Annotated in this window: 26 protein-coding genes and 1 riboswitch; of the genes, 21 read left to right on the plus strand and 5 right to left on the minus strand. The window is 36.6% G+C overall.

Annotation, left to right across the window (positions count from 1 at the left end; all coding sequences use genetic code 11):
* The first annotated feature begins 96 nt into the window (after window positions 1–96).
* Window positions 97–1,521: an aspartate ammonia-lyase gene (locus tag MKY30_RS15265; RefSeq protein ID WP_341084562.1), complete on the plus strand. Its 1,425-nt coding sequence runs from the start codon at window positions 97–99 to the stop codon at window positions 1,519–1,521.
* Window positions 1,522–1,630: 109 nt separating this feature from the next.
* On the opposite strand, the gene MKY30_RS15270 is transcribed toward MKY30_RS15265, so the two are convergent.
* Window positions 1,631–2,164 (minus strand): 2TM domain-containing protein, encoded by a 534-nt coding sequence (locus tag MKY30_RS15270; RefSeq protein ID WP_147208719.1) that lies wholly within the window; start codon window positions 2,162–2,164, stop codon window positions 1,631–1,633.
* A 95-nt stretch (window positions 2,165–2,259) separates the two neighbouring features.
* Here MKY30_RS15270 and MKY30_RS15275 point away from each other — a divergent pair, with 95 nt between their 5' ends.
* Window positions 2,260–2,856, plus strand: a complete 597-nt coding sequence (locus tag MKY30_RS15275; RefSeq protein ID WP_147208718.1) for a TetR/AcrR family transcriptional regulator — start codon at window positions 2,260–2,262, stop codon at window positions 2,854–2,856.
* Between the two features lie 384 nt (window positions 2,857–3,240).
* Here MKY30_RS15275 and MKY30_RS15280 read toward each other — a convergent pair whose 3' ends face one another.
* Window positions 3,241–4,470: an MFS transporter gene (locus MKY30_RS15280; RefSeq protein ID WP_339285631.1), complete on the minus strand. Its 1,230-nt coding sequence runs from the start codon at window positions 4,468–4,470 to the stop codon at window positions 3,241–3,243.
* Window positions 4,471–4,574: 104 nt separating this feature from the next.
* On the opposite strand from MKY30_RS15280, the gene MKY30_RS15285 reads away from it, so the two are divergent.
* Both MKY30_RS15285 and MKY30_RS15290 read left to right on the plus strand, forming a co-directional pair.
* The gene (locus tag MKY30_RS15285; protein ID WP_341084566.1) at window positions 4,575–6,338 is read left to right on the plus strand and encodes an ABC transporter substrate-binding protein; all 1,764 of its coding nucleotides are present in this window, start codon (window positions 4,575–4,577) and stop codon (window positions 6,336–6,338) included.
* A 60-nt stretch (window positions 6,339–6,398) separates the two neighbouring features.
* Window positions 6,399–7,274 (plus strand): phosphotransferase family protein, encoded by an 876-nt coding sequence (locus MKY30_RS15290; protein ID WP_339285635.1) that lies wholly within the window; start codon window positions 6,399–6,401, stop codon window positions 7,272–7,274.
* Between the two features lie 88 nt (window positions 7,275–7,362).
* Here the strand turns inward: MKY30_RS15290 and fabF are convergent, their stop codons facing one another.
* Window positions 7,363–8,589, minus strand: coding sequence for a beta-ketoacyl-ACP synthase II (gene fabF / locus MKY30_RS15295; RefSeq protein ID WP_341084569.1), 1,227 nt, complete (start codon window positions 8,587–8,589; stop codon window positions 7,363–7,365).
* Window positions 8,590–8,698: 109 nt separating this feature from the next.
* Between fabF and MKY30_RS15300 the strand changes: the two genes are divergently transcribed.
* The 16 genes from MKY30_RS15300 (at window position 8,699) to MKY30_RS15375 (ending at window position 22,737) form a co-directional block, all read left to right on the plus strand.
* Window positions 8,699–9,556, plus strand: coding sequence for a helix-turn-helix transcriptional regulator (locus tag MKY30_RS15300; protein ID WP_260052014.1), 858 nt, complete (start codon window positions 8,699–8,701; stop codon window positions 9,554–9,556).
* Window positions 9,557–9,854: 298 nt separating this feature from the next.
* The gene (locus tag MKY30_RS15305; protein WP_260052015.1) at window positions 9,855–10,688 is read left to right on the plus strand and encodes a GNAT family N-acetyltransferase; all 834 of its coding nucleotides are present in this window, start codon (window positions 9,855–9,857) and stop codon (window positions 10,686–10,688) included.
* Window positions 10,689–10,783: 95 nt separating this feature from the next.
* Entirely contained in the window at window positions 10,784–11,311 is a 528-nt protein-coding gene (locus tag MKY30_RS15310) for a ClbS/DfsB family four-helix bundle protein (protein ID WP_260052128.1), read from the plus strand.
* A gap of 528 nt (window positions 11,312–11,839) precedes the next feature.
* Window positions 11,840–12,292, plus strand: coding sequence for an NUDIX hydrolase (locus tag MKY30_RS15315; protein ID WP_260052016.1), 453 nt, complete (start codon window positions 11,840–11,842; stop codon window positions 12,290–12,292).
* Window positions 12,293–12,974: 682 nt separating this feature from the next.
* Window positions 12,975–13,553 (plus strand): type 1 glutamine amidotransferase family protein, encoded by a 579-nt coding sequence (locus tag MKY30_RS15320; protein WP_260052017.1) that lies wholly within the window; start codon window positions 12,975–12,977, stop codon window positions 13,551–13,553.
* A gap of 205 nt (window positions 13,554–13,758) precedes the next feature.
* The gene (locus MKY30_RS15325) at window positions 13,759–14,124 is read left to right on the plus strand and encodes a hypothetical protein (RefSeq protein WP_339285641.1); all 366 of its coding nucleotides are present in this window, start codon (window positions 13,759–13,761) and stop codon (window positions 14,122–14,124) included.
* A gap of 286 nt (window positions 14,125–14,410) precedes the next feature.
* Window positions 14,411–14,884 carry a hypothetical protein gene (locus tag MKY30_RS15330; RefSeq protein ID WP_339285643.1) on the plus strand — a complete coding sequence of 158 codons (474 nt, stop codon included), beginning with the start codon at window positions 14,411–14,413 and terminating at the stop codon, window positions 14,882–14,884.
* Between the two features lie 114 nt (window positions 14,885–14,998).
* Window positions 14,999–15,101: riboswitch (SAM riboswitch) on the plus strand.
* Between the two features lie 95 nt (window positions 15,102–15,196).
* On the plus strand, window positions 15,197–16,312 hold the full coding sequence (locus MKY30_RS15335) for a 5-methyltetrahydropteroyltriglutamate--homocysteine S-methyltransferase (RefSeq protein ID WP_260052022.1): 1,116 nt from the start codon (window positions 15,197–15,199) through the stop codon (window positions 16,310–16,312).
* A 205-nt stretch (window positions 16,313–16,517) separates the two neighbouring features.
* Window positions 16,518–16,991, plus strand: a complete 474-nt coding sequence (locus MKY30_RS15340) for a GNAT family N-acetyltransferase (RefSeq protein WP_339285644.1) — start codon at window positions 16,518–16,520, stop codon at window positions 16,989–16,991.
* A gap of 39 nt (window positions 16,992–17,030) precedes the next feature.
* Window positions 17,031–17,831, plus strand: coding sequence for a GNAT family N-acetyltransferase (locus MKY30_RS15345; protein ID WP_339285646.1), 801 nt, complete (start codon window positions 17,031–17,033; stop codon window positions 17,829–17,831).
* Window positions 17,832–17,865: 34 nt separating this feature from the next.
* On the plus strand, window positions 17,866–18,240 hold the full coding sequence (locus MKY30_RS15350) for a cupin domain-containing protein (RefSeq protein WP_339285648.1): 375 nt from the start codon (window positions 17,866–17,868) through the stop codon (window positions 18,238–18,240).
* 2 nt (window positions 18,241–18,242) lie between these two features.
* Window positions 18,243–18,923 carry a response regulator transcription factor gene (locus tag MKY30_RS15355; protein ID WP_339285649.1) on the plus strand — a complete coding sequence of 227 codons (681 nt, stop codon included), beginning with the start codon at window positions 18,243–18,245 and terminating at the stop codon, window positions 18,921–18,923.
* 106 nt (window positions 18,924–19,029) lie between these two features.
* Complete coding sequence (locus MKY30_RS15360; protein WP_341084581.1) at window positions 19,030–19,947, plus strand: ABC transporter ATP-binding protein; 918 nt, start codon at window positions 19,030–19,032, stop codon at window positions 19,945–19,947.
* Window positions 19,944–20,693 (plus strand): ABC transporter permease, encoded by a 750-nt coding sequence (locus tag MKY30_RS15365; RefSeq protein ID WP_339285652.1) that lies wholly within the window; start codon window positions 19,944–19,946, stop codon window positions 20,691–20,693. The genes MKY30_RS15360 and MKY30_RS15365 overlap by 4 nt, the downstream gene beginning before the upstream one ends.
* Window positions 20,694–20,710: 17 nt before the next feature.
* The gene (locus tag MKY30_RS15370) at window positions 20,711–21,619 is read left to right on the plus strand and encodes a sensor histidine kinase (RefSeq protein WP_339285653.1); all 909 of its coding nucleotides are present in this window, start codon (window positions 20,711–20,713) and stop codon (window positions 21,617–21,619) included.
* Between the two features lie 245 nt (window positions 21,620–21,864).
* Window positions 21,865–22,737: a helix-turn-helix domain-containing protein gene (locus tag MKY30_RS15375; protein WP_339285654.1), complete on the plus strand. Its 873-nt coding sequence runs from the start codon at window positions 21,865–21,867 to the stop codon at window positions 22,735–22,737.
* Window positions 22,738–22,855: 118 nt separating this feature from the next.
* On the opposite strand, the gene MKY30_RS15380 is transcribed toward MKY30_RS15375, so the two are convergent.
* Together MKY30_RS15380 and MKY30_RS15385 are read right to left on the minus strand one after the other, a co-directional pair.
* A complete protein-coding gene (locus MKY30_RS15380) occupies window positions 22,856–23,602 on the minus strand; it encodes a hypothetical protein (RefSeq protein ID WP_339285655.1) in 747 nt (248 codons plus the stop codon).
* 354 nt (window positions 23,603–23,956) lie between these two features.
* On the minus strand, window positions 23,957–24,106 hold the full coding sequence (locus MKY30_RS15385; protein ID WP_175637156.1) for a hypothetical protein: 150 nt from the start codon (window positions 24,104–24,106) through the stop codon (window positions 23,957–23,959).
* A 222-nt stretch (window positions 24,107–24,328) separates the two neighbouring features.
* Between MKY30_RS15385 and MKY30_RS15390 the strand changes: the two genes are divergently transcribed.
* A complete protein-coding gene (locus tag MKY30_RS15390; protein WP_339285656.1) occupies window positions 24,329–26,494 on the plus strand; it encodes a DNA topoisomerase in 2,166 nt (721 codons plus the stop codon).
* The last annotated feature ends 86 nt before the right edge of the window (window positions 26,495–26,580 follow it).

Genomic DNA, 26,580 nt, shown 5'->3' on the forward strand with positions numbered 1-26,580 from the left:
TGGAACGAATATGAACATAAAGGATGGGTAGGAATAATTTGCTTTTGATAGTATAATGAACGTGATAGATTAGTATTAGTACAGGAAGTGTATATAATGAAGAAAACTAGCTTTAGAACTGAAAAAGACTCTTTGGGTCAAAAAACGATTTCTCAGGACGTCTATTACGGCGTTCAAACAGTACGTGCTCTTGAAAACTTTCCTATCACGGAAATCCCCGTTCATAAAGAGTTAATTCTCGCTCTTGCTGAGGCGAAAAAAGCAGCAGCAATGGCCAATATGCATACTGGAATGCTTCCGGAAACTATTGGGGAGGCTATTGTAAGCGCTGCCGAGGAAGTGATTGAAGGAAAACTATTGGATCAGTTTGTTGTAGATTCCATCCAGGGCGGAGCAGGCACCTCCATTAATATGAACATGAATGAGGTTTTGGCCAATCGTGCTTTGGAAATATTGGGAAAAGAAAGAGGCGAGTACAATTTCTGTTCGCCTAATACGCATGTCAACATGTCCCAGTCCACAAATGATACAATACCAACGGCTTTAAAAATTGCGTCCTATCGTATGGCTCAGGAATTAATCACGACTTTGAAGAGATTGGAAGAAGAACTGCTGAAGAAAGAAGCGGAATTTCAGGATGTGCTAAAAATGGGAAGGACCCATTTGCAGGATGCTGTGCCGATTCTGTTAGGCCAGGAATTCAGTGCATATTCGGAAGTGGTTGGCCGCGATATTAAAAGAATTAAGCAAGCGGCGGAGGCAATGCTCACGGTCAATATTGGTGCAACAGCTGTCGGGACAGGGCTTAACGCAAAACCTGAATATATAGAAAAGGCAGTAACGCAGTTATCCGCCCAGCTTGGTGTAAAACTTCATTCAGCGAAAAATTTAGTTGATGGTACACAGAATACGGATGCTTATACAGCACTATCAGCAGCATTGAAAGTGCTGGCAATGAATATGTCCAAAATTTGTAATGATCTGCGCCTGATGGTATCCGGACCAATGACAGGCCTTCAGGAAATTATTCTTCCCGCAAAGCAGCCGGGTTCTTCCATTATGCCTGGGAAAGTAAATCCGGTCATGATCGAAGTGGTAAATCAGGTTGCTTTTCAAGTTGCGGGCAATGATCAATCGATTTGTATGGCATCTGAAGCCGGGCAATTTGAGTTAAATGTGATGGGGCCTGTTATCATTTTTAATTTGCTGCAGTCCCTTAAAATAATGGATAATGGCTTAGATGTATTTACGCGCTATGCAGTAAGCGGTATAGAAGCCAATGTGGAGAAGTGTCGTGAGTATGTGGAAGAAAGCTATGGCATTATCACCGCATTGAATCCACATTTAGGATATGAAACAGCTGCCAAGGTAGTCAAGCAGGCAATTGAAACAGGGCTGACTATCAAAGAAATCTGCAAAGCACATGACCTTTTATCGGAGAAGGAATTGGATACTATTCTGGATCCAAATGAGATGACTACACCAGGAATTGCCGGGAACGAGTTTCTGGTAAATAAATGAACATAAACAAAACGGCAACCACCTGCTTGTATTTTAAAGGAAGTGGTTACCTTTTGTTTAATTAAACTTCACGCATATAATGTCCTGTTTCTCTTCCAAAAATGTATTATCACGTCTTTTGCTTCTTTGGAAAAAGCGTATAACTGAAGCTTATGAAAAAATCGATGACCACAATCAGAGACCAGAGCAGCATTATCTGCAATAACACTTCCGTTTGATAGGAATTGTTAATATAGAAAATGATAATTATTAGGATTCCACCACCAATTATCAGGGAAAGCAAATGACGATACCATGCTTTACGTTCTTTTCTGGCGTGCTCTTTTCCATATTTAATTTTCACAGGTTTATTCCCATCTCCAAACCGATAATTAAAATGGCTGTCTGCCCATTGAATCATTCGATGGCCAAAGCCTATACTTACCCCAATATAAACCGCAGCTATTCCATGCATCGCGGTAGCAACAGCGCCATTTTTTAAATCGAATATAGTTACAATAAGCAAGATGAGATCCACAAAAGGTGTACAGATTAGCAAAAATGTACCCAATTTTTTCTTTTTCAATATATACCTGGATACTAATCCAGCTAAAACAAAGACCCAAAATCCAATTTCACAAGCTATAATCAATAAACCAATCAAATGGAGCACATCCTTTATGTTTATTTTAGTACAAATGTATTAAAATAAATGGTAGCATAATTGTTTATTTAATACAAGTGTGCTAAAATAAAAATATGCCGAAAAAAGTTGATCATCAAAAACGTAAAATTCAAATCGCAGAAACAACATGGAAAGTCATTGTGGAAGAGGGGCTCGAGCAGGCAACAGTGAGAAAAATTGCACAGGCTTCAGATCTCTCGGTTGGTGCTGTAAGACATTATTTTGCATCACAGTCGGAATTGCTGCATTTTTCCATGGAACTTGTGTCAGAACGGGTAATTCAAAGAGCTAAAGAAAGGAAGTTTTCAAAAGAACAAAATCCATTGGAATTTGTGGCAGAGGGAATATATGAAGTACTGCCTATCGATGAAGAACGAAAAATAGAAATGGAGGTATGGCTGGCTTTTTCAGCAAAGGTTCTGATCGATAAAACACTTCAGGAATTGAGCAATAAAGTATATCAAGATATGCATCAAGGATTAAAAAATGTCGTTCAGGTATTACAATTATTTGAAATTGCCAAGGAGGGACTTGACCTTGAATTGGAGGTGAACAGGCTCCATGCAATCGTCGATGGGATGGCGATGCATCACTTATTAAATCCGGAGCAGTTTACACATGAAGAAATGATTAAGACTTTAAATTATCATCTTCAATCTCTTTTACAGTAATGCAGAGCTGCTAAATTTCTTGAGAAGGGGATTATATACTTTAGAGTGAAACTAAATTCAGTATCAATAACTCTAGCAGAATGATGATGGAGCGGTTTGGATACATGAAGGATAGAATGTAAAAAAGCATAGAAATATTATTCTATTTTTGTTTAACGACTGAACCGGATTGTGGCATGAAATTAGATATAAGAAGAAATATCTAATTTCATGCCATCAAACAAAGCGGGGAGCGCTGAGATGAGAACAATACCAATAGCTGTCAAAATAAATTTTAATAAAATACAATAGTAAAGCCCCATAAACTGCGCTCCCTTTCACCTTTTGTTAAAAATTAACACAGTTTAAATAAATTTACAAATAAGTTTTAATATTTGTAACCTTTTATCTTGCTTTTAATCTACTGTCCTGAACAGACCAAAAGAAACCCAATATTCCAAGTCCGCCTATTAATAAGAACAGTCCTGCCATCGTTGTATTGGATAATAGAGCACTAACCATTAGTCCTAAGCTGCCTAAGATTTGTCCTGCATCCATGGATAATCCGCTCACTGCTATATAAGAACCTCTTGAATTCTTGTTTGCCAGCTGTGCTACATAGGTTGACCGTATAGGCTGAAAGAGAACTTCTCCAACCGTTGCAATAGCAATTGCGATAGCCAACACAATGATCAGCTCACTCCATGCTAAGAAGCTGTAACCTGCTACATACAAAAACAAGCCCGCAAACAAAGTAGTCTTTATATTGAACTTTTGAGCTGTTTTACCAATGAAACCAGAGGCAAAAATCACAATTATTGTGTTCGTGATAATGAGAATACTTAACATCCTTGGACCATCAATGATGATGCCGAACACCGAAGTATGAATATCCTCATTTAGGCGGACTGCAATAAAGCCGTAAAGCTGCGATTCTAAAGAGAGGACAAGTAAGGTTGAGATGCAAAGAATCATAAAACAAGTGTCTCTTAATACTTCTACGTAGCTGAAAAATAATCCTGAAAATACATTATTTTTTTTATCTTTTTGAGGTACATAATCATCCTGAATCCATCCTAGTGTCAACAGAAATGTAAAGATGGAGAGAATGGAAAATCCTAAAAATAACTCAAATTTATGCTCTTGAAAGAATAAGGCCCCAACAATAATGCCAATAGAGAATGCCAGATTTGTAGACCAGTAAATAAAACGATACATCAATGGCTGTTCATTTTCTGAACTGGCATCTATCAGAAGAGCTTCTGAAGCAGGATCGATAAATCTGCTAGTAATACTTAATAAGAAAAACATAACAAAAGTCAGCCAGACGGATTCAAACCATGGTGAATTAGCAAGCGCAATAATGATAAATGAGGCTGTTTGGATGATGCTTCCCGATACTATAACTTTTTTTCTTCCAAATTGATCTGCAAAAAAACCTCCATACATACCAAAAGTAACAGCTACAACGGTTGTCAATGTTAAAATTGCTCCTGCCCAAGCTATTCCTAGATTACTGGAAAAGTAAATGGCCATAAAAGGGAATATACTCATCTCTGCAATATCCGAAATAAATGAAACAATCATACGGATTTTAATATTTAAATGAAACTGTTTAAATTCTGATAAATTCATTATTCGTCTTCTCCTTCCACTTTTTTTATTGTATATTGGAAAATAGGAAGGAAAAAGAGCAAGGTGTATTTTTATATTTCCTATTTTAGAAGGAGTATATCTTAATGGATGTTTTAGAGTACTATATTGATTTAAAATGCCTGCCAGAATACCAGCAGGCATACGAAATTCGCATATCTAAACAAGAAATCGCAGATATTTTATTCTGCTCTTCCAGAAATGCGCACTATATATTACAAAAATGGGTACAGGAAGGGTATATTGGCTGGCAGGGACAACGCGGAAGGGGTAAAAAATCTAAGCTGACATTTCTAAAATCTCTGGATGAAGCGGCATTTCTTCATGTGGAAAATTTGGTTCAAAGGGAGAAAGTGAAAGAAGCAGTAAGCTTTGCAACAGAAGGTCATTTTTCTGCTCGGCTAAAAGAGCTGCTCCTAAATACTATCCAAAGGGCATTTGGCATCCAGCATATAGAACAACAAGAGGAAATGAATGACGTTTTGCATATTCCGCTGCAGCATAAACTGTACAATATGAACCCTTTCTTTGTAACAATCGCTGTGGAGGCTCATATTTTAAATGAAATTTTTGACACATTAGTTCGGTATAATGTTGACAGTAAAACGGTTGAACCCCATCTTGCACATGGGTGGGAAGTGAATGAAGACTACACCTTCTGGACCTTTTATATTCGCAAAGGGGTTCGGTTCCATGATGGGAGTAGTCTAACCAGTAAAGACGTGCAATGGACATTTCAAACAATTATAAACGAAGAAATAAAAATTCCAAACAAATGGTTATTTGAAGGGGTACAGGAAATTATAGTTCGGGACAAATACACCATATCCTTTCATTTAAAGAATGGAAATAGAGTATTCCCTTATTTTTTAAGTGCCGTTTTTACATCTATTGTTCCTGAAGAATCAGATATCAAAGGCTCTTCACTGAAAGGAACAGGGCCTTTCAAAATAGAAGATGTCAATGATGAAAAAATGATTTTGAAAGCTTTTGATTATCATTTTCGAGGAAGACCTTTTCTGGATAAGGTTCATATGTGGAAGCTGCCTGAAAGTAAGCTTGATCCTCTGAACTTTTTCACACATGAAAATTTGGAGAAAGAAAAAAAGAATCGCTCCACATATACCATCGATGATAATGGCAGTAATTACATTATCTTTAATATGAAAAAGACAGGTATTCACCAAAACAGTTTTTTTAGGCAGGCTGTAAGTGAAATGATAGATTCGCGGCAAATGGTACAGGAACTGGGTGGACCAAGAGTTGCCCCTTCCACAGGTTTTATTCCGGACAGGAGTGACTACAGTAATATCAGGCATTCAACTCAGAAAGCAAAACAGCTGCTTAATCGATCTGGGTACAAAGGAGAAACCATTCATTTAGCTGTATTACGTTTTGATGATTTTTTAGAGGATGCCCGTTGGATGGAGCAAAAACTCAATGAGATTGGTATGAAGGTCAAGGTTCATCCGATTGAGCTGTCTGATATCTATAATGAAGACTTCATGTTAGCCTTTGATGCTGTGTATACAGGAGAAAGTTTTGAAGATAATATGGAGCTGGCAATTCTCATATTACTTCGGAATGAGTATGGAATTCGAATATTTCTTAATCCATCTCAATTGAGCGAATTAGACAATGGATTCAAATCTATCATTAAACAGCCGGATTATGAAAGCTTTCTTCAGGAATTTCAAGCAGTGGAGGAAAAGTTGAAAGAAAGTGGTACTATTATATTCACTGTCCATGCTTCGGAGCAGAATACCTTCCAATCCAATTTACAAGGCATTCAAATCAGTGGATATGGCTGGCCGGTGCTTCATAAGTTATGGATTAAAAAGGGATGTTGAAGTAAAGTGGGAATAGGTTATAAATATTTTTAATACAAAAACATAGGAAGAAGGGTGAAAATGTCTTTTAAATATATAGAAAGCATTAAACAGATATATCCCGATCTTACCATAGAAAATTATTATCCTAATGAAATTGGCCAGAATAATGATGTACTAATTGTAAATAATTCATTAGTATTCAGGTTTCCAAAGTATAAACAAGGCATCATTCAATTAAAAAAAGAAACAGAACTATTGGAGTACATAAATGAAATAATCACAATGCCAATCCCGCATCCGACATATCAGTCTTTTGAAACTTCAAAGCCTGGAGAAGTATTCGCAGGGTATAAATTAATTGCAGGGGTTCCATTATGGAAAGACAGCTTACAAAATATAAAGAATGAAGAATTATTGAAGGGGCTGGCATCACAGCTGGTGACTTTTCTGATGGAGCTTCACTCTATTTCTAAAGAAAAAGCAAAGAATGATCTAAACTTAAATGATAATAATCCTGCTGCGGAAATGTCCGATCTATTTAATAGAATACAAAATAAGCTGTTTCCTTTTATTAGAGGAGAAGCGCAGGAGGAAATAATCCAAGCCTTTGAATCCTTCTTGAACGGAAAAGCGGCTTTAAATTTAAAAACAGTACTGATACATGGAGATTTCGGAGCATCTAATATTTTATGGAAGCCCAAATCTGGAAGTATTTCAGGGATAATAGATTTTGGAGGTTCAGGTATAGGAGATCCAGCATATGATTTTGCCGGAATATTGTCCAGTTATGGAGAGGAATTTTTTGATATGTGTATCGGCCGGTATCCTAATGGAAACGAGATTTCTGAACGGGTAAAATTTTATAAAAGTACGTTTGCATTACAAGAAGCATTGCATGGAATTGAAAATAATGACCAACAGGCATTTGAAAATGGAATAAAAGATTACAGATAAAATAATAAGCTCAATTTGATAGGGATATAAAAAGGCTGACAGAGAAGATTCCACAACGTGACATCCTTCTCTGTCAGCCTTTTACAAATCATAAATATTTCTTTAGTAAAATCGTGGCATTATGCCCGCCAAATCCAAATGAATTAGACAAACCGATATTTATTTGCTGTCTTCTCATTCCCTCTGAAACATAATCCAGATCACAATCCGGATCAGGATTATTCAAGTTAATTGTCGGAGGGATAATGCCATGCTTTATACTTTCGATTAAAGCGATTGCCTCTACACTCCCTGAAGCACCGAGCATATGACCCAGCATGGATTTATTAGCTGTAATTGGTACGCCGTAAGCTTTTTCACCAAATGCTTTTTTGATGGCAAGCGTTTCAGAGATATCTCCAATTTTTGTACTGGTTGCATGTGCACTAATCAAATCTATTTTGTCTGGTGTCACATTCCCGCTTTCCAAAGCTTTCTTCATCGATAGGTAAGCACCGATTCCTTCTGGATTTGGAGATACCATGTGATACGCATCGGAACTGGAGCGATAGCCTATAACCTCACAAAGAACAGGTGCTGCTCTCTTTACAGCACTTTCTAATGACTCAAGAACCAATATCCCGGCGCCTTCACTGATCACAAAACCATCTCTTTCCTCATCAAACGGGCGGCTAGCAGAGGTAGGGTCCAGATTTTTAGTTAAAGCCTGGGCATTTCTAAAGCTTGATAAAGATAAACTATTAATGGCAGCTTCTGTTCCGCCGGCAAAAATAATATCTGCATCTCCGTGTTTTATCGTGTTGAAAGCTTCCCCGATAGATGTGTTTCCAATTGAGCATGCAGTGACCGGTGAAATTGATGGGCCTAGTGCGCCCAGCCGAATACTGATTTGTGCTGCAGCGGCATTGGGTATCATGGTTGGAACTAAGCTTGGACTGACCCGGCTTGATCCTTTTTTATTCAGGATATTCACATTTTCAATCAGCGTATTTATACCGCCAATGCCAGAGCCTACAAAAACACCCAGCCGTTCTTTATTTGTTTTATCCAAATCCAGCTCCGAGCTTTCCAATGCCTGTTCTGTCGCTGCCAGAGCAAATTGCGTGAAGCGATCCATTTTTCTGGCCTGTTTTTTACCAAATATCTCTACAGGATCAAAATCATGTACAACACCAGCAGCAGTTTTTCCATAATCTTCATCGACATCTAATATAGAAATCCCTGATTTTCCCTGCTTTAAATGATTCCAAAATGTATGAACGTTATTACCTAAAGGTGAAATAATACCTGCGCCGGTAATGACTACTCTGTTCAAAAGAATTCCTCCTTACTGTATCTACATTTTATTTTACGGAAACTTTATCCCATTACAAGTTGGCATTTATCATAGTATAATTAATACTATGTAAGAGGAGGCAGAACGAATGGAAAAAGAAACAAGGCTTTTAGAGCTATCCAATTTCTTAAAGAGTAAAAGAGCTAAGCTTCATCCGCAGATGGTTGGCCTGCCGGCAGGAACCAGAAGAAGAACTCCCGGACTGCGGAGGGAGGAGGTAGCTCAAATAGCCGGAGTAAGTACAACATGGTATACATGGCTTGAACAGGGAAGAGATATTAAGGTATCTGGTTCTGTATTAGATGCTGTTTCGAATGCTTTAAGATTAAATAAAGATGAAAAACAATATTTGTATGCTCTTGCATCCGGTGAAAGAGCAGTGGAAAATTCATCTACTATAAATGAAGCAGAGAAATCCTTGATGACCCCTTCCTTGAATAGAATTCTCCAGGAACTGCGGCATTGCCCCACTATTATTTCGGATAAATACTGCCGCATTGTCGGCTGGAATAAAGCAGCAGCAATGGTTTTTATCGATTTTGAGAAAATACCTGAAGAAGACCGGAATATTATCTTTTTATTATTTTCGAGAAAAGAATTTAAAAGTCTCGCAGTAAACTGGGAGCATTTTGTAAAAGGGTATCTCTCCATCTTTAGATCCTACTATGGGCAATATGTGGCTGATGAATGGTATAAACAATTTATCGAGAAAATGGAACAGCAATTTCCGGAATTTAAGAAGCTGTGGGATGAGGAAGAGGTCAGCTCAGCACCAGATGTTTTGATTGAATTCCGTCATGCGAAGGCCGGGAAAATGTTATTTAATTTGACCTCTCTGCAAGTTCAGGGTACTTCGGATTTACGGTGCAGTGTATATACTCCGGTAATGGATACAGATACAGAATTAAAGTTAAGGAATTTATTGAATAAATCAGCTGGTAAATAGTTTATCTGTGTTTTGTATTAGTACATGTGCAAATAAAAGGAAGGAGGTTTATAAGTATGACAAAAAAGAAAGCTATATTAGTTGGCCTGGCAGGTTTTCTCACTTATTTCGTGGTTACAACCATATATCATCTTATTTTTTAAGTTAGGATATATTTTAGGACCTGGACAATTTGGCTGATTCAGTTTTTGGCTTTTTTACATTCAGGGATAGTAATTAAGCAAATGATTTGAGCCTGTTAATAAGATATTAAGATCATTTGATAAATTTAAGTAAGAGAGGAAAAGAGGAATTAATAATGATAACAGAATTACAAAGTTCAGAATTCTACAAATGTAAAGAGTTATTACATGAGCAAGGTCAATTAGAAGCGAAGGCAGTCGTGGAAGGAGTAAACCCTGGCCGTGTTTTTGTTGATAATGTAGAGACTCCTGCTTCAGGGCTTATCTGGTTAGGTAATAACGATGGTTTTTTCTTTATTGGTAACGAGAGTAATGAAGCATTTAATAGTGAATTAAATTATTTTATTGATACGATAATCATACCGGAAGCGAGAAAGATTGAGCTAACTTGGTTTGAAGGGATTGGTGATCATAACAAATGGGATAAGACGATAAAAAGGGTGTTTGAAAATCGTCATTTAGGAAGCTGGGATCAGAGAGTTTATATTTTGCAAAAAGAGGATTATAAAGGAAACAGCTTTGAACCAGTTATTAAAGCAGGTTATAGTGTAGTCAAAATTTCTGAGAATCTTTTTCAAAATAGAGATCAATCAGTTGAAAATATCGATTTTTTACATTCAAGGATATTAGAATCCTGGTCTTCCATCAACAGCTTTTTAGAAAAAGGCATAGGTTATTGTGTGATATATAAAAATAAAATTGTAAGCATCTGCTTTTCAAATTTTGCAGTTGATAATATGCACGCTATTGCAATCGAAACCATAGAAGAACACCAGGGTAAAAAGTTGGCGCAAAAAGCAGCTCTAGTTTATGTGAGGGAGTGCTTGAAAAATAATCTTATTCCATATTGGGATTGTATGGATTCTAACAAGCCCTCAATTGCAGTTGCTGAGAATATCGGATTTAGAAATGTATTTAATTATACAGGCTATGAATTTAAGATTGAGTAATGTTTTACTCAATAATTAGCAGATTATTTTTCTGGAAATTAGTACAATCATAAAGATTTTTATGTTAAAATATAGTAAAAAAGGGGGTAATTATCATAGCTGAGAAAAGCGGGAAAGAAATTTTATTAACAGAAAGCGAAAAGAATTTTAATGCATTGTTTGAGTTGATTGAATCCATCCCTGCCAGAAAGAGAACGATTACCGTTGAAACTGGAGAGAGGGATAAAAATTTTCGTGATGTATTAATGCATCTTTATGAGTGGCACGCAATGCTTGAGAGATGGTACAGAGAAGGGATGAATGGAGATATGCCTTTTATGCCGGCGCCGGGTTATATGTGGAGAACTATCAAACTCCTTAATATGCAGATTTGGGAGAATCACCAGGATGTAACGATAAATCAAGCCATGAAAAAATTGAAGCTGAGTCATGAAAGAGTAATGAATCTTGTTCAATCACATACGAATGAAGAAATTATGACGAAGAAATATTATAAGTGGACAAAAACAAGTAATTTATATAGTTATTTTGCTGCGAACACTTATAAACATTACATATGGGCAATAAAAAAATGTGAGGTTATTGCCGAATCTATTAAAGTACGTGATCAAAAAGTCCTGTAAACAGGACCAAGAAGTTCAAGGCGACGAGCTTTTTCTGAACGGACTTGCGCGTGTTGTGATGACTTCTGTGTTGTCCACAAATGTTTTCGGTGGGACGAGTAATCGCAAAAGCCCTTCGATGGGGCGAGTAATCGCAGTCCCAGTCTCATCGGAAAAAGCTCGTCAACGCACTTCCGCAGGATGCGGTGGCTTCTACGTTGCCCACACGACGTGGGCGTTCTTAGTAGAAGATCCTCTTATCGCCGTGTCATCTTTATTGGACTTTTTGAACATCCTCTTAAAGAAAAAACTTTAAAGTAATAGTCATTATATAGTGTAGTAATGTAAAGGAGCAAAGACTGAAAGAAAATTCATTGTTAATTAGGAGAAACAGTATGGAAGATTTAAGTTTTAAAAAGTTTCTTAAAAGAAGGATGAATTGGTTATATTAATGACAAGTAATGTTTGGAATTTCCATTCTAGAGTAGTGGATGAGTCTAGTACAGGCAAATTATCGTATTTTTAAATCTGATAAAAGAAGGGGATTTAATGGATTATGTAAAAGAATTAAGAAAATTAGTCGGCACCAGACCATTAATTTTACCTGGTTCTGTTGTAATTATGCTTAATAATGATAATCAAATTCTACTTCAGCATAGACATGATGGAGGTTGGGGAGTGCCAGGAGGATTAATGGAACTGGGAGAAAGTCTGGAGGATACAGCAAGAAGAGAAGTGAAAGAGGAAACGGGTCTTACGGTAGGGAGTCTGAAGCTGCTTGATGTATTTTCCGGACCGGACTATTATTTTAAAGTTTCCAACGGTGATGAGCTATATTCCGTGACTGCTGTTTATTTGACCAATGATATACAGGGGGAAATGAATATAGATAAAAATGAATCTATTGATTTTAGATATTTCCATACAGATGATTTACCGGACACTTTAACGTTTGAAGCAAAGAATTATATGAAGCCTTATCTTAACCTTAAAAATAAATGATATAAGGAAAAATGGCATGCATACAATTATTTCAACTGAATTCAGATTATTAAAAACTTCTGCTATCTACGATTAAAAATGTAGATCAAATATTTATGTTAGATAAGGGAATGCTGGTGGAACAAGGAAGTCATCAAACATTGTTATCACAAAAGAGTCATTACTTTAAGCCTATTCAGGCTGATGAATTGGCTGGCAGTAAGTTAGGAAGCTAGGAGATTTAGATTGTTGGAATAAAGCAATAATAAAATAGCGCATAGATTGTAGAAAAGTACCGCTCAGGCTGGCGGGAGTATTCCTTAGTCTGAGCGTTATTTTAAAGTAGTAACTCCATCTTCACTTACTTTGACATTTTGATATGGAAAAACAGTATTTAATATAGAATAAACTATTAGAAAAATAACTTGTGTTAGGAACGTTTGTTTGGTAACCTTGATATAAGGTTGAAAGTTTTGATTTACGATGAACCAAAATGAAACGATACGCTATAATATCTGTTTAGAAAAGTTATCGTTGCCCAAATATTTATGTTTACTCTAGATTAAGGATTTTATAATATTTAATGGCGGAATATTCGAAATGATAAATATATTTTTACTGAGATAGATGAACAATGGAAGACAGTTGAATTAGCCATAATAAAAAAAGATAAAGTAAACTTATCAAAAAGGAGTGTAAACCTATGAAAAAAGAAATTTTGATTTTTCTGCCAGAGAATTATGCAGATTGGGAGGGATCTTATATTTGCTCCGAATTAAATAACCCGAAAACCGGATATGCTGTAAAAACATTATCCCTTAGCAAGAATCCGGTCAAATCAATGGGCGGATTTACTGTTATTCCAGACTACACAATCAATGAAATACCCGAAAATTTTCATATGCTTATTATGGTTGGAGGTACAACCTGGGCGAAACCGCAAAATGAAGTTGTTAAATCAGTAGTAGATATGTGCGTAGAAAAGAAAATCCCGGTTGCAGCAATATGTGATGCTTGCACATTCCTGGCAGACAAAGGATATTTAGACCATATCAAACATACCGGAAATTCAGCTGCTCATTTAATAAAAGGTGCCCCGGGTTACAAAGGCAAAGAGCATTTCATCGAAAAACAGGCCGTTTCAACAAAGGGATTTATTACCGCTAACGGAACAGCTGCAGTTGAGTTTGCGAGAGAAATTCTAAAATACTTTGAGATTATGGAGCAGGCTGAATTGAAAGAATGGTATCAAATGTTTAAAAAAGGGTTTTATACAAGTTGAGGTTGATCTGAAGGTTTTATTTTCAAAAGCAGGTTTTGGTCGCAACAGAGCAAGTATGTTCATTTTAAATTATTTATTAAAAGTCTTCTTTTCCTTTTTGATAGAAGCCTTTTTAATATAAAATTTCCAGGAGAGGGGATGAAAAAAAACAGCACATATTGTATAATAAAAATATCGTATTTAAGCGGTGAAGGAGCGATTTTGCATGAGTAAAGAAGTAAAAGTGACAAATGAAGCTTTAATGCTAGCTATAAAGGAATTAATACAAAAAGTAGATAATCTGGGTTCAAAAGTCACTTCACTGGAAGGGAAGGTAGATAATCTAGATTCAAGAGTTATTTCGCTGGAAGAAAAGGTTGACAAACTGGATCTAAGGGTCACTTCACTGGAAGAAAAAGTAGATAAACTGGATTCAAGGGTTATTTCATTAGAAGAAAAAGTAGACAGACTGGATTCAAGGGTTACTTCATTAGAAGAAAAGGTAGACAAAGTAGATTCTAAATTAGATGTTTTATCAACAGAATTATTATCTACCAGGGCAGACGTGAATATTTTGAAGAAAGCTAAGTGAACATATTTTCCAAATAAAGTAAATTTATTGTTTGATAGAATAATAAATAAATCATAGATTATTTCAAACCATTAGTGTATCTAATATTAGATAGTGCTGTGGTTTTTTGTTGTAGAACAATTAAAGAGTATTCCTGCATAATAATCCTGTAGTAGAGTAACGAACAACTGTATTGTACTTCATTTATGATACAATTGTAAGTAGCCTCATTTGGAACGATTAAAATATTTTTTTAGAAACTTATATATAGTAAAGGTTTATACAAAGGAAGGCGGTCCTATAAATTTTGAACAAGAAAAAAATAGACTATTCCAACCTTATTGCTAATCTGCTTCTTGCCGGCCTCGTAATTGTTAGTGCAGCAGTTATTGTGGCCATCCCCATTATGATAATATATGGCTTATCAAATATCTTAGCAGGCTGGAATCTTATTGAAATACGATTCTTTGATAATATTTTCATTAATATTCTTTATTTTGGCGGCTTGCTTTTTCTTTCTTATCTTGTAGGAATAATTTTTAATCTGTTATATCAGTTTATTCTTAAATTGGCAAAGATGAAAGAAACGAAGAAGGTAATGTTTCTGAGTTATATGGTGCAGCTGCTATGTAGTGTTATTTTTTATAAAAGCTTTATTGAGCCTCTATTTACGAGAATTAATATATCATGGGAAGGAACAGCCATTTTATTCTTCTGCTTGTATTTGTCTGCTTTTGTTATCAGCGAAGATTATAAAATTTTTTCTGATAAAAAAAGCTGACACTATCTTGATTTTAAATCAATTGCAGCAGGATCCCTATATTTTGGGATTACCCTTGACGAATCCAACGCTTCCATGTAAAGTAATCTGTAATTATTCGTATAATTCCATATATTCTTATCCAGAAAGGTGTAGGGACTGGCCCGTTGAAGCCTTAGCAGCAGACACTAATTTGTACTGTGCTAATTCCAGAAGCATTTTTGCTTGAAGATAAGAAGAGATTTTACTATACCAAACCTCTTCTATTTTCAGAAGGGGTTTTTTAATTGGATTATAGAATGAAGATAGCAGGTAGAGAGGAAGGGGTATTCGATGACAATATCAACAGAAACAAAAAATACACGAGCTCCGTTCAGAGCAGATCATGTAGGGAGCTTTCTCCGTCCCCAGCGTTTAAAGGAAGCTCGCGCGCAAAAAGCAAAAGGAGAAATCAGTCCTGAACAATTGCGGCAGATTGAAGATGAGGAAATTATCAAACTGGTAGAGCAGCAGAAGGAAGCCGGTCTTCAATCAGTGACAGATGGCGAGTTTCGCCGTGCCTGGTGGCATTTTGATTTTCTGGAAGGCTTAGATGGTGTAGAAGGTTACACCGCTGAACAAGGTTTACAGTTTACGGGAGTAGAAACCAAAAAGCGGGGTATTAAAGTAACAGGTAAAATTGGTTTCAGTGACCATTATATGCTTGAGCATTATAAATTTCTTCATGGTATTGCCGGAGATGCTGTTGCCAAATTTGCGATTCCAAGTCCGAATATGCTCTTTTTCCGGGCGGATTTTGAAAAGGGTATTTATGAAAGTGATGAAGCAATTATCGATGACCTGGTTACTGCTTATCAAGGAGCCATTCAGGCATTATATGATGAAGGCTGCCGCTACTTACAGCTGGATGATACTTCCTGGGCAACCTTTTTCTCAGAAAAGGGGAGAAACTCTTTGATTGAAAAAGGAAGAGATCCCGAGAAAACAGCGGAATTATGTGCAAGAGCAATTAATGAATCGATTGCAAACAGACCGGATGATATGCTGGTGACGATGCATATTTGCCGGGGAAATTTTCAGTCTACCTATATGTCAAGCGGCGGTTACGAAGCCATGTCAGAAACCATTTTTGGAGGTCTGCAGGTTGATGGACTTTTCCTGGAATTTGATGATGATCGTTCGGGCGGATTTGAACCGCTGCGTCATGTGAACCGCGATGATTTGTATATTGTGCTTGGGCTTATCACTTCTAAATTCAGTGAACTGGAAGATCCAGAGGCTGTTAAAGCAAGAATAGCAGAAGCTGCGGAATATGTACCGTTGAATCAGCTTTGTTTGAGCCCTCAATGCGGGTTTGCTTCCACAGAAGAAGGGAATTTGCTGACTGAGGCGCAGCAATGGGGAAAAATCCGCCATGTTGTTCAAATAGCAGAAGACGTGTGGAAATAAATTTTACTAGAAAAAGGGGATTTGGAGAGGGATCTTTCCGAGTCTCCTTTTTAATGTCATTCTACATATGTTTATAGCGGCGTTTATTTTAAACAGGGAAAGACATTAATATAATTTTTTGATATATTAGAAATGTACAATAAGAATATTCGGCTATTTTTATTCCTTTTTAAATGGATAATATAACTTAATAAGGTGGTATAAAATGGAGATACGCAGTTTAATAAGCTCTGATTATGATGTCTTGGCTCCAAGGATAAATGATTGGTGGGGCGGCCGTGATATGGCAGGTATGCTGCCTAAGTTATTTTTTAATCACTTTAAAAATACAAGCTTTGTTGCAGAAGAAGGTAGTGAAATTATAGGATTTGTAATCGGGTTCCTGTCCCAGGATGAGTTAGATGAAGCCTATATTCATTTTGTTGGTGTCCATCCGGATTACCGGAAGAAAAATATTGGAAAAGTCCTTTATGAAAAATTCTTCGCCAAGGTTAAAATGGCAAATCGAAGTGTCATCCGCTGCATCACTTCACCAGTAAATAAAACGTCAATTGCCTTTCATCAAAGAATGGGATTTGTTATTGAACATGGAGATAAAATAGTAGACGGGGTGTCTGTAAAGGCGAATTATGATGGATTGAATAATGATAGAGTTTTGTTTAAAAAAGATCTGATATAAGTCCTTGTAAAAATGCCTATATTAATTGGAGGAAATTAAATGATACGAAAACTGACAAAAGAGGATCATACAAAAGTAATGGAGCTGATTGAGCCGAAAGCTGCAGAAAACCTGTTTATAATCGGTGATATTGAAGCGTTTGGCTACGATTCTGATGTGCAGGACGTCTGGGGACAATGGGAACAGGATAATCTAATCGCTATTCTCCTGCGCTATCGTGAGAATTACATAATTTATAGCGAAACGGAATATGATCTGAAAGGGTTTGCGGAGATTATTAACAGCTATAAGCAACGATGTAATTTTAGTGGTCTGAAGTATATTGTGGAGCCATTATTACCATATATTGATAAAGTTACCCGTGTACATAGAGAAATGTATTATGCAGCTTGTGAAGAATTAAGCTATACGGTGAATGCAGAACAAATAAAGCAGGTTGAGCATTTGAAGCCGGCTGATTATGAAGAGAATATAAAGATGCTGGCCTCTATACCTGAATTTTCATCCAGTAATATAACAATAGAAACAAGAGAGAATGAGGAGAAAAATAGAACAGGCCGTACCTATTTTATCCGTGATGAAAAAGGTACGATGGCTGCATCTGCATCGACGACTGCTGAGAATTCTCATTCTGCAATGATCGTTGGCGTATGCACACGGCCGGGATATGAACGGCAGGGTTTTGCAACGAAATGTATGGAAAAACTATGTCTTACCTTATTAGAAGAAGGAAAATCACTTTGTCTTTTCTATGACAATCCGGCAGCCGGGAATATTTATAAAAGATTGGGATTTGAGGATATTGGAATGTGGACGATGCTTCGCTATGAGGCGGAATAATTTTTAATTTTATCTAAATAAGGAGATGGCAGCTTTGAAAATTATTTCTTTTGAAAAAGAATTTGGAGCATCTGTAGATACTGAGTCAGCGAAATTTACTGCCAGCCGGATTTTGCTGGATGCCAGTGATATCCGAATGGGATATATGTACCTTGGAAAAGATGATAAAATTCCATTTCACGAGGCTCAGGCAGATCAGTTTTTTATGATTGTAACGGGAGCGGGCTGGGTCTGTGATGGAGATAAGAATAGACTTCCTGTAACCTCTGGAAAAGCGGCTTTTTGGAAAAAGGGAGAATTTCATGCTGCTGGAACGGATTCTCAGATGACTGCGATGGTTATAGAAGGACAGAATTTAAATACGCAAAATATGCCTGTTTTAAAGAATGTTATCAAAAGTGAGTGGTAAACATGAATAAGGAGAAAAGAATTTTAATTATTGAGGATGATCAGGAAATCAGCAAACTGTTGCACGTTATTTTAACAAAAATGGATCTGACGCCAATATCTGCTTATTCGGGTACAGAAGGTCTGCTGCAGCTGAAAAGTAGTACATTTGATTTGATTTTATTAGATTTGATGTTGCCGGGAATAAGCGGAGAAGAATTTATTACACAGGTCAGGGAAGAGAGTACAATCCCCATTATTGTGATTTCCGCAAAAGTCGGTATTGATGATAAAGTTCAACTCTTGAAGATGGGGGCCGATGATTATATAACGAAGCCATTTCACCAGAAAGAAGTAGAGGCCCGCGTGGAAGTGCAACTGCGAAAATCGGTTGTCCAACCCTCCCAAGAAGACGAAAAAGTATGGCGCAATCTGAGAATTTTTCCAGAAAAGCTGTCTGTCACATTGGAGAACAAATCATTGCAGATAACCAATGCGGAGTTTGATATTTTGAGCTTATTAATCGATCATCCAGAGCACGCATTTTCTAAAAGAGAAATATATGAAAAAATTTGGAAAGGCACGTATGTAGGGGATGATAATACTATTAGTGTCCATATTTCCAATCTGCGCAGAAAAATGGCCGGGGTGACCGCCGAAGAGTATATCAAAACAATTTGGGGAGTAGGCTTTATGTTGGTTTAATCCCAATTTGTTTTTCTTTACGAATTCTTTATGATTCGCTTAAAGAATTTTAAAGGATCCTGCGCTAAACTAGGTAACAAGAACATTTAGTGAAGGAGCCGAGAAGATGAGTGCTGTTATTCAGACGTACACATTAACGAAGAAGTTTAAGCAGGATGAAGTTATTAAACCGCTGGATTTTTCTGTGGAGAAAGGAGAGATTTGTGCTTTAATTGGTAAAAATGGAGCCGGAAAATCAACTATTTTTAAAATGCTTTCGGGCCAGTTAACGCCGACAACTGGAGAAATTTACTTATTTGGAAAGTCAGGCAAAGATATGATTCAAGCAAAAAGAAGAATGGGATTTATGATTGAGACACCTGTCTTTTTTCCGGATTTTACAGCAATTCAAAATTTGGAGTACTTCCGGATTCAAAGAGGAGTCGCAGAAAAAAAGCGGATAAATGAAGTGTTAGAAATTGTCGGGCTGGCAAATCAAAAGAAGAAAAAATTTGGAGAATACTCCATGGGTATGAAGCAGCGGCTGGGAATAGCTCTTTCTCTCTTAAGCAGCCCGGATTGTTTAGTGCTTGATGAGCCAATTAACGGTTTAGATGCAGAAGGTATTATGGAAATTCGCAGACTATTAATTCAGTTAAACCAGGAAAAACAAATAACCATTTTGATTTCCAGCCATATTTTGACGGAATTGCAGCTGGTAGCAACCCGTTTTGTATTTATTAAGAATGGTGTGATTGTCGAGGATGTCAGCAAGCAGCTTCTGGATGAAAAAAGCAGGAAACAAATCCATTTAAAGGTGGATGACACAGGAAAGACCGCACAGCTTTTAGAACGTGCCTATGAGGATATCCAATATAAATCCGTTCCTGATCAAATAATCACCATACAAAATCATATAGAAAAGGCTGGGGAAATAAACCGCCTTTTAATCAAAAATGATGTACTTGTGATGGAATTCCGTGTGGAAGCGCTGAATTTAGAAGAATACTTCTTAGGATTAGTGGAGGGGGCAGGAGAGAAATGATCAACTATTTGAAAAGTGAGAACTACCGTATATTGCGTAAAAAAAGCCTTTATTTGACGACGGCTATTTGCTTTATTCTAATTACTGCAGCAGCATTTGTTCTGTATTATTTTAATGAAGCAGATGCGCATTTTCCTTATGGCACAAGTTCGTTTTTTTATTCAAATGTTCTTGGTATGGGTGTGCTGATTATAATTATTTCCTTTGTGTATAATGCAACATTGACAGGGAAGGACATATCTCTTACTAAACAAGCTGTCTCCTTTGGTATTTCCCAAAGTAGTATTTTCTGGTCAAAATTAATGCTGACTTTATGTTATTTTATGTTCGTTTGTATAGCTGGTATACTCCTGATGATTGGATTAGGAGAGATCCTTTTTGCTAAAGAGCCGGAGACAACCGGCAATTTCTTAATTGCCAGCTTTAATATGGTGCCGATTGTACTTAGTGGCTTTATATTGATACACACATTGAAAATGCTGAAAATCAGTGATATATATAATATCATTATTATTGCATTTATATATATTTTCTCAGGTGATTTGCTGTATTTCGTATTTCGTCAAATGAATGGATGGAATGAGTTTTACTTATTTGCCCCAAGCACACAGCTGAATGACAATTTAATGAGCTTTATGCATCAATCTGTGCAATTAGATTATCATTATTGGGTGACAGGTATTGTAATCAGTGTTATTGCTTTATTCATCGGAGCGGCAACGTTTACGAAACAGGATATTGGTTGATTTATGGAGGGATAGAAGTGAACAGCTGGTTGATTATTGTTATATTGAGTATATTATTAATTGTTTGTATCGGCATGCTGTTGTTACTTCATTGGGATATCAGAAGGATAACTGCTCAGCTCAAAGATATTAATGAAAACTTTGGTACAAATGAATTAATCCGTACAAATACACACAGCAGAGGCCTGATTCGGTTTATTACCAATATCAATCAGCTGATTCATTTATTTAAGAAGGACCAGCAGAATAACCAGAAGAGAGAAGAAGAATTAAAGCAGGAAATTACCAATCTCTCGCATGATTTAAGAACACCCTTAACCTCGATTAAAGGATTTTCAGAATTGCTGACAGATTCCTCTTTGTCAGATGCAGAGAAAAAAGAGTTTTTATCTATTATTCAAAAGAAGATTGGCAATCTGACTATGATGGTTGATTTATTCTACGAGCTCTCTCAAATAAATTCCTCTGATCAGCAATTAAGTATGGAACGAGTATCTTTGGACCAGCTGATTGTGGAGACAATGCTGATGTTCTATCATGATTTTGAAGAAAAGGAGCTTAAAATTGAGATAGATGAAACTCCTGTATCTCCTGTTTTAGCTGATAAAAAAGCAGTCGATCGGATTATCAGCAATATTGTTCAAAATGCTTTAAGATATGCGGAAACTTACTTCACTATTAAGCTGAAGGAAGAAGGGAAATTTATCCTTCTTCAGGCAGAGAATGATATCTCTGATTTTCCTGAAACCGAGCTTCAGCGGATTTTTGACCGGACATACCGGATGGATAGCAGTCGAACGGGAGACCAGCTTGGATTGGGTCTGCATATTGTCAGGCAATTGGTTCATAAGCTGGAGGGAAAAATAGATGCAAATGTCACTGGAGATAAGTTTCAGCTGGTTGTATCGTTAAAAAAATGGGCGTAACCACTCAAAGACAGTATTAAAAAGATAGAAAACCTCATGTGTTTTAGAGATGCTTTCAATACAGCTGCTTATTTTAAGTAAAAGCACCTGCGTTTGAAGCATTTTTTTATTCCTTTTGATTTCCTTCAACATAGCACCAGCAGCCCTGTCTTTGTTGAACTGTTTATAACTATATGATATAAATAATAAATAATGAATATTTTTTAATTATAAAGCATCTCTATCATGATAATGGAGGAAAACGGATGGAATTAAATATGGGTACAAATATAAAGAAAAGACGTCAGGAGTTAGGTCTCACTCAAAAAGAGCTTGCGTCAGGTATATGCACACAGGCACAAATAAGCAATATTGAAAAAGGTGTGCTGAATCCTTCCAGTCTTGTTTTGTTTGAACTCAGCAAAAGGTTACTGGTTGATATGAATTATTTCTTTGACACCAATCCTGTAAAGTCCAATGGGCATTTTAATGAAATAAAAAACATGATACACCAGTTGAAAGCGCAAAGGAACTATACTTCCATTAAATATATTGTAGACAATGAGCTGACAGTTAATATAAATAGATATTCTTCTTATGAACATCGCTATTTATTATGGCATAAAGGGATTTCACTTTATCATCTAACAAATAAGTTTAAAGAAAGTGTCCGGATGCTTGAGGATTTATTAAGCGTAGAAAACACCGATTCTGATAAATTGCTGAATATTAATGTAAAAACAAGTATTGCCACCATATATCAGGATGAGAAAGACTATCATAAAGCTCACCAGCTATACAAAGAAGCCTGGGATCAGTTAGAAGAAATGGAAGAAACAGATGATTTTGAAACAGAGCTGAAAATTCTGTTCGGTTTATCTCAGGCGCTGACTTATTTAGGGGAATACAACGAATCAAAATCGTATAGCTTACGGGCAATATCTATTTGTGTGAAAAGAAATACACTCTATATGCTTCCGGACAGCTATTATCAGACTGGTAATAATCTGGTGAAATTAAATAGAAAAGAGGAAGGCTTAGCTTATATCCAAACAGCAAAGACTTTATTTGAGATTCAGGGGAATACGAATATGGTGAATATTGTGAAGGGAATTTTAGAGGAACACAAATCTATATAGGAATGTGTATTGTGGGTAGTATAATGTAAAAAGATGAATATTGCTGCAGATAAACATAAAGCGGATAGAATTAACGTTTTCTATCCGCTTTATTGTATATCGTTCGATTGACTGTCTATCAATCAATAATATACATTTTTTCAATAATATTTTTAACCTTTTCATCATCGCCGGGATCAATAGAGACTAATTCTGGATTTTCAAGCATCTCTCTCATTTCCTCCTTAACGTCTTCTAAATCAATATCGTCAGGACGAGGAGTGCCTCCATACCAGCGATTTCCGTATGGAATGTTATAGACATTGATGGTGCCGTCGCCATTGCCGCTATATGTTACCATACCATCTACAATACGGGAGCCGGATACCTGAATAACATCCTCCGGGTAACTGACATCATTCTCCTCATCATTTGGATCAAGCGGTGTGCCTGCAGGAACATGATCTACATATAATTCATCGATATCCTGATTTGGTCCAAGCTGTAGCCAAACGCGGGCATATTCAATTTCTTCGGAGGAATAGCTGGATAATGCATTATCATCATCTTCTGAAGAGCTGTCATTACTTTCTTCATTTTCAACTGAGCTGTCGTCAGAAGAATCAGTATCCGATTCTTCACTTGAATTATTATCCGTATCATTTTCGCTGGAATTTTCATCAGACTCGTCTGTTGCTGTACTCTCGTCAGATTTATTATCATCTGTCACATTGTCATCTTCTGCTGTACCAGGTTCTTCAGCCGCTTCATTTGTTGCAGAATCATTATTATCACTCTCGTTTGTATTATCCGAGCAGGCAACCAGTACAAAGGTGATAAAAAGCAGAAGAAGGATACAACTGGTAAACTTTATTTGTTTCTTCATTTTATGACCGTTCCTTTCTTTTAATTAAAAATAGTTGTTATGCTATGAATGCCAATTCAATAAATATGATAAATTAATCATAAAGTATTCTGGGCGGCTTGTAAAACTTCGATAATCAAAGTAAATGGATAATTGAAGAAATATACTAAAAAATGAAAATCCGAATTGATAAAACGCATAATAAAGGCGAACTGACTTATTGGACAAGAAAAAGCTTTTGAAAGCAAGGATTACAGACAATAAACTCGTTTAGAATAAAAGAATTAATGCTGAAAAAGCAGTATCTGAGAAATTATATGTACAAAAAAACTGAGTCGAGCTTTAGCAGCTTGATTCAGTTTTTTTAGATAAATATTATCTTTTTCGTTTATTTTTCTTATTATCTAAGTTCAGGAACTCGCTGTTTTCACTTGCAAATTCCGTATCATGACCTGTTTTATTATGCTTATTGCGATTATTTTGTTTTCCTTTATCCTTGTTGCGATTTTTATTTTGTTCAGACATGATGGCACCTCCTGTAAATATTCATGATAATTTATACAATTAGTTTAACCATACATTTAAAAATTATAGGTGTACCATAAATATAAATTGTGAAGCAGGTATCTATTAGAAAAAAAATAGAATGTATGACATAATAGTATATCGAACGAATGTTTCTAATAAGTGAAAATAATAGTTGAAAACTGATTAATATGGCTTTAATGGAAAGGCGATGAATTCGAAATGGGAGTCCGGTTAATTTTAGCAGAAAAACCATCCGTCGCAAAAAATATTGCAGACGCATTAAAAATAAAAACCAAGAAAGATGGTTATTTTGAAGGGGATAACTATGTCATTACCTGGGCATTTGGCCATCTGGTCGAGTTATATGATGCAAAGGACTATGATGGAAAAATGCGAAGCTGGAAAATGGATAATTTTCCTTTTATCCCTTCTGAATTTAAATATAAGATAAAAAGCAGTCCCAGAAACCGGGCACAGACAGATGGCGGAGCTGCAAAGCAGTTAAAAACAATCCATACTCTGATGAGACGGAATGATGTAGAAGCAATTATTTCGGCATGTGATTATGACCGGGAAGGGCAGCTGATTGCTGACAGTATCATCTACCGGGGCGGTAAGAAACCAAAGGCTGCGGTGTATCGCCTGCTCTTGAATGAATGGACGCAAAATGAGGTGCTGCAGGGGCTGGAAAATCTCAAGCTGAATGCGGAGATGCAGCCGTTGCGGGATGCAGGGGTCAGCAGGCAATGGGCTGATTGGGTTATCGGCATTAACCTGACCTCCGTAGCAACTTTAAAATATCAGCAGGGGAAAAGTAAAGCACTCAATATAGGAAGAGTACTCCTGCCAACATTAAAAATCATCTATGACCGCGATCAGGAGATAAAAAATTTCAAACCTGAGGATTATTTTAAACTGACTGCAACCTTTCAGACAGCAGATAAACAGGAATATGAAGGTATTTATACAGAAAAGAAAGAGGATAAATTTAAGAAAAAAGAATTATTAGAGCCAATTCACGAGGCAATTCAAAACAAGCAGGCTGTCATTACAGATAAGCAGGTGGAGAAGAAAAAGGAATTTCCTCCGTTTTTATTCAATTTATCCAATCTGCAGGGGTTTATAACGAATAAGTACAAGGGATGGACTTCTGATAAGGTGTTAAAGGTGGCTCAGTCACTTTATGAGAAAAAGCTGATTACCTATCCAAGAACGTCCAGTATTGCACTGGAAGAGAGTTTGGTTGGAAAAACAGTCCATGTGTTAAAGGTACATGCTGAAGAGCTTCCTTATAAAGATGAAATTAAATTTATGAAAACAAAACGTGTTTTTAATAACGCAAAAGTGGAAAGTCATAGTGCAATCATTCCAACCTATATGAAGCCGAAACGACTTTCAGCGGATGAAGGAATTGTGTATACAGCAATTAAAAACCGCTTTATTATGCAATTTATGCCAATTGCTGAATATGAGGAAACAAAGCTGACTACGAAAATTCTGGAAGTGGAATTGCCAGGTATGTTCCATTCAAAAGGAAAGGTTCAGCTTGTGGAAGGCTGGAAAAAAGTTGAGAAAATCCAATCAAAGGATACATTACTGCCTGCGTTGAACAAGGAGGAGCTTGTAGATGTAACAGGTGCTGAGGTCACTTCCCATGTAACCAAGCCGCCAAAGAATCATACGGAAAGAACCCTGCTGCGTGTCATGGAAACATGCGGAAAAAGCTACAAAGAGGATGAAAGTGAAGAGCTGCTGGGCAGTATATTAACGGGTTTTAGTATTGGTACAGCTGCAACAAGAGCGGAAACCATTAAAAAATTAAAAGATGTAGGCTATATTACAACCGAAAGCAAGCATCTGCTTTGCACAGAGCTTGGCAATCGTCTTGTTGAGATCTTTCCTGTGAAAAATCTGTTTGACTTAGAATTCACTGGACGTCTTGAAAAAGGATTATCAGATATTCAAAAAGGAAAAGCAAGTAAACAGGAGTTTCTCCGGCTTGTTTTTGATTTCACCACGGAGTCAGTTGAAACAATTAAAGATGGAGAAGACATTATTATTAATAAAGTAGCCTCCACACGGGCAACCAATGAAGTATTGGGGACATGCCCGGAATGCGGCGGCAAGGTGATAGATGGTTATAAAGCCTTTAACTGCAGTAATTGGAAAAAGGGCTGTTCCTTTGCGATTTGGAAAAATGATAAATATTTAGCGTCGATGCGGAAAAAACCGACCAAAACAATGGTGAAAAAACTATTGAAAGAGAAGAAAGTCTTTGTGAAGGGTCTGACAAGTAAAAAAGGCAAGAAATTCAATGCTTATTTAAGCTATGAGAAGAATAAGGAAAATGACTATTATAGCTGGAAAATGGAATTTTCCAAGTGAAATAACCTGTGATGGATGTGCGCATCCCCAAGTTTCCAAGCTTTTAGCCGGAATATAGTGTATAATGGAAGCAGAGGTAGCATTAT

This window comes from Oceanobacillus sp. FSL W8-0428 (assembly GCF_038004405.1).
GTDB classification, from domain to species: Bacteria; Bacillota; Bacilli; order Bacillales; family Amphibacillaceae; genus Oceanobacillus; species Oceanobacillus sojae.

Coding starts and splice junctions, on each gene's coding strand:
- MKY30_RS15380 (WP_339285655.1), bottom strand. CDS start 23,602: ATGAAGAAACAAATAAAGTTTACCAGTTGTATCCTTCTTCTGCTTTTT.
- MKY30_RS15275 (WP_147208718.1), top strand. CDS start 2,260: ATGCCGAAAAAAGTTGATCATCAAAAACGTAAAATTCAAATCGCAGAA.
- MKY30_RS15325 (WP_339285641.1), top strand. CDS start 13,759: ATGAGTAAAGAAGTAAAAGTGACAAATGAAGCTTTAATGCTAGCTATA.
- MKY30_RS15285 (WP_341084566.1), top strand. CDS start 4,575: ATGGATGTTTTAGAGTACTATATTGATTTAAAATGCCTGCCAGAATAC.
- MKY30_RS15390 (WP_339285656.1), top strand. CDS start 24,329: ATGGGAGTCCGGTTAATTTTAGCAGAAAAACCATCCGTCGCAAAAAAT.
- MKY30_RS15300 (WP_260052014.1), top strand. CDS start 8,699: ATGGAAAAAGAAACAAGGCTTTTAGAGCTATCCAATTTCTTAAAGAGT.
- MKY30_RS15360 (WP_341084581.1), top strand. CDS start 19,030: ATGAGTGCTGTTATTCAGACGTACACATTAACGAAGAAGTTTAAGCAG.
- MKY30_RS15305 (WP_260052015.1), top strand. CDS start 9,855: ATGATAACAGAATTACAAAGTTCAGAATTCTACAAATGTAAAGAGTTA.
- MKY30_RS15335 (WP_260052022.1), top strand. CDS start 15,197: ATGACAATATCAACAGAAACAAAAAATACACGAGCTCCGTTCAGAGCA.
- MKY30_RS15265 (WP_341084562.1), top strand. CDS start 97: ATGAAGAAAACTAGCTTTAGAACTGAAAAAGACTCTTTGGGTCAAAAA.
- MKY30_RS15280 (WP_339285631.1), bottom strand. CDS start 4,470: ATGAATTTATCAGAATTTAAACAGTTTCATTTAAATATTAAAATCCGT.
- MKY30_RS15365 (WP_339285652.1), top strand. CDS start 19,944: ATGATCAACTATTTGAAAAGTGAGAACTACCGTATATTGCGTAAAAAA.
- MKY30_RS15375 (WP_339285654.1), top strand. CDS start 21,865: ATGGAATTAAATATGGGTACAAATATAAAGAAAAGACGTCAGGAGTTA.
- MKY30_RS15385 (WP_175637156.1), bottom strand. CDS start 24,106: ATGTCTGAACAAAATAAAAATCGCAACAAGGATAAAGGAAAACAAAAT.
- MKY30_RS15315 (WP_260052016.1), top strand. CDS start 11,840: ATGGATTATGTAAAAGAATTAAGAAAATTAGTCGGCACCAGACCATTA.
- MKY30_RS15355 (WP_339285649.1), top strand. CDS start 18,243: ATGAATAAGGAGAAAAGAATTTTAATTATTGAGGATGATCAGGAAATC.
- MKY30_RS15320 (WP_260052017.1), top strand. CDS start 12,975: ATGAAAAAAGAAATTTTGATTTTTCTGCCAGAGAATTATGCAGATTGG.
- MKY30_RS15340 (WP_339285644.1), top strand. CDS start 16,518: ATGGAGATACGCAGTTTAATAAGCTCTGATTATGATGTCTTGGCTCCA.
- MKY30_RS15290 (WP_339285635.1), top strand. CDS start 6,399: ATGTCTTTTAAATATATAGAAAGCATTAAACAGATATATCCCGATCTT.
- MKY30_RS15345 (WP_339285646.1), top strand. CDS start 17,031: ATGATACGAAAACTGACAAAAGAGGATCATACAAAAGTAATGGAGCTG.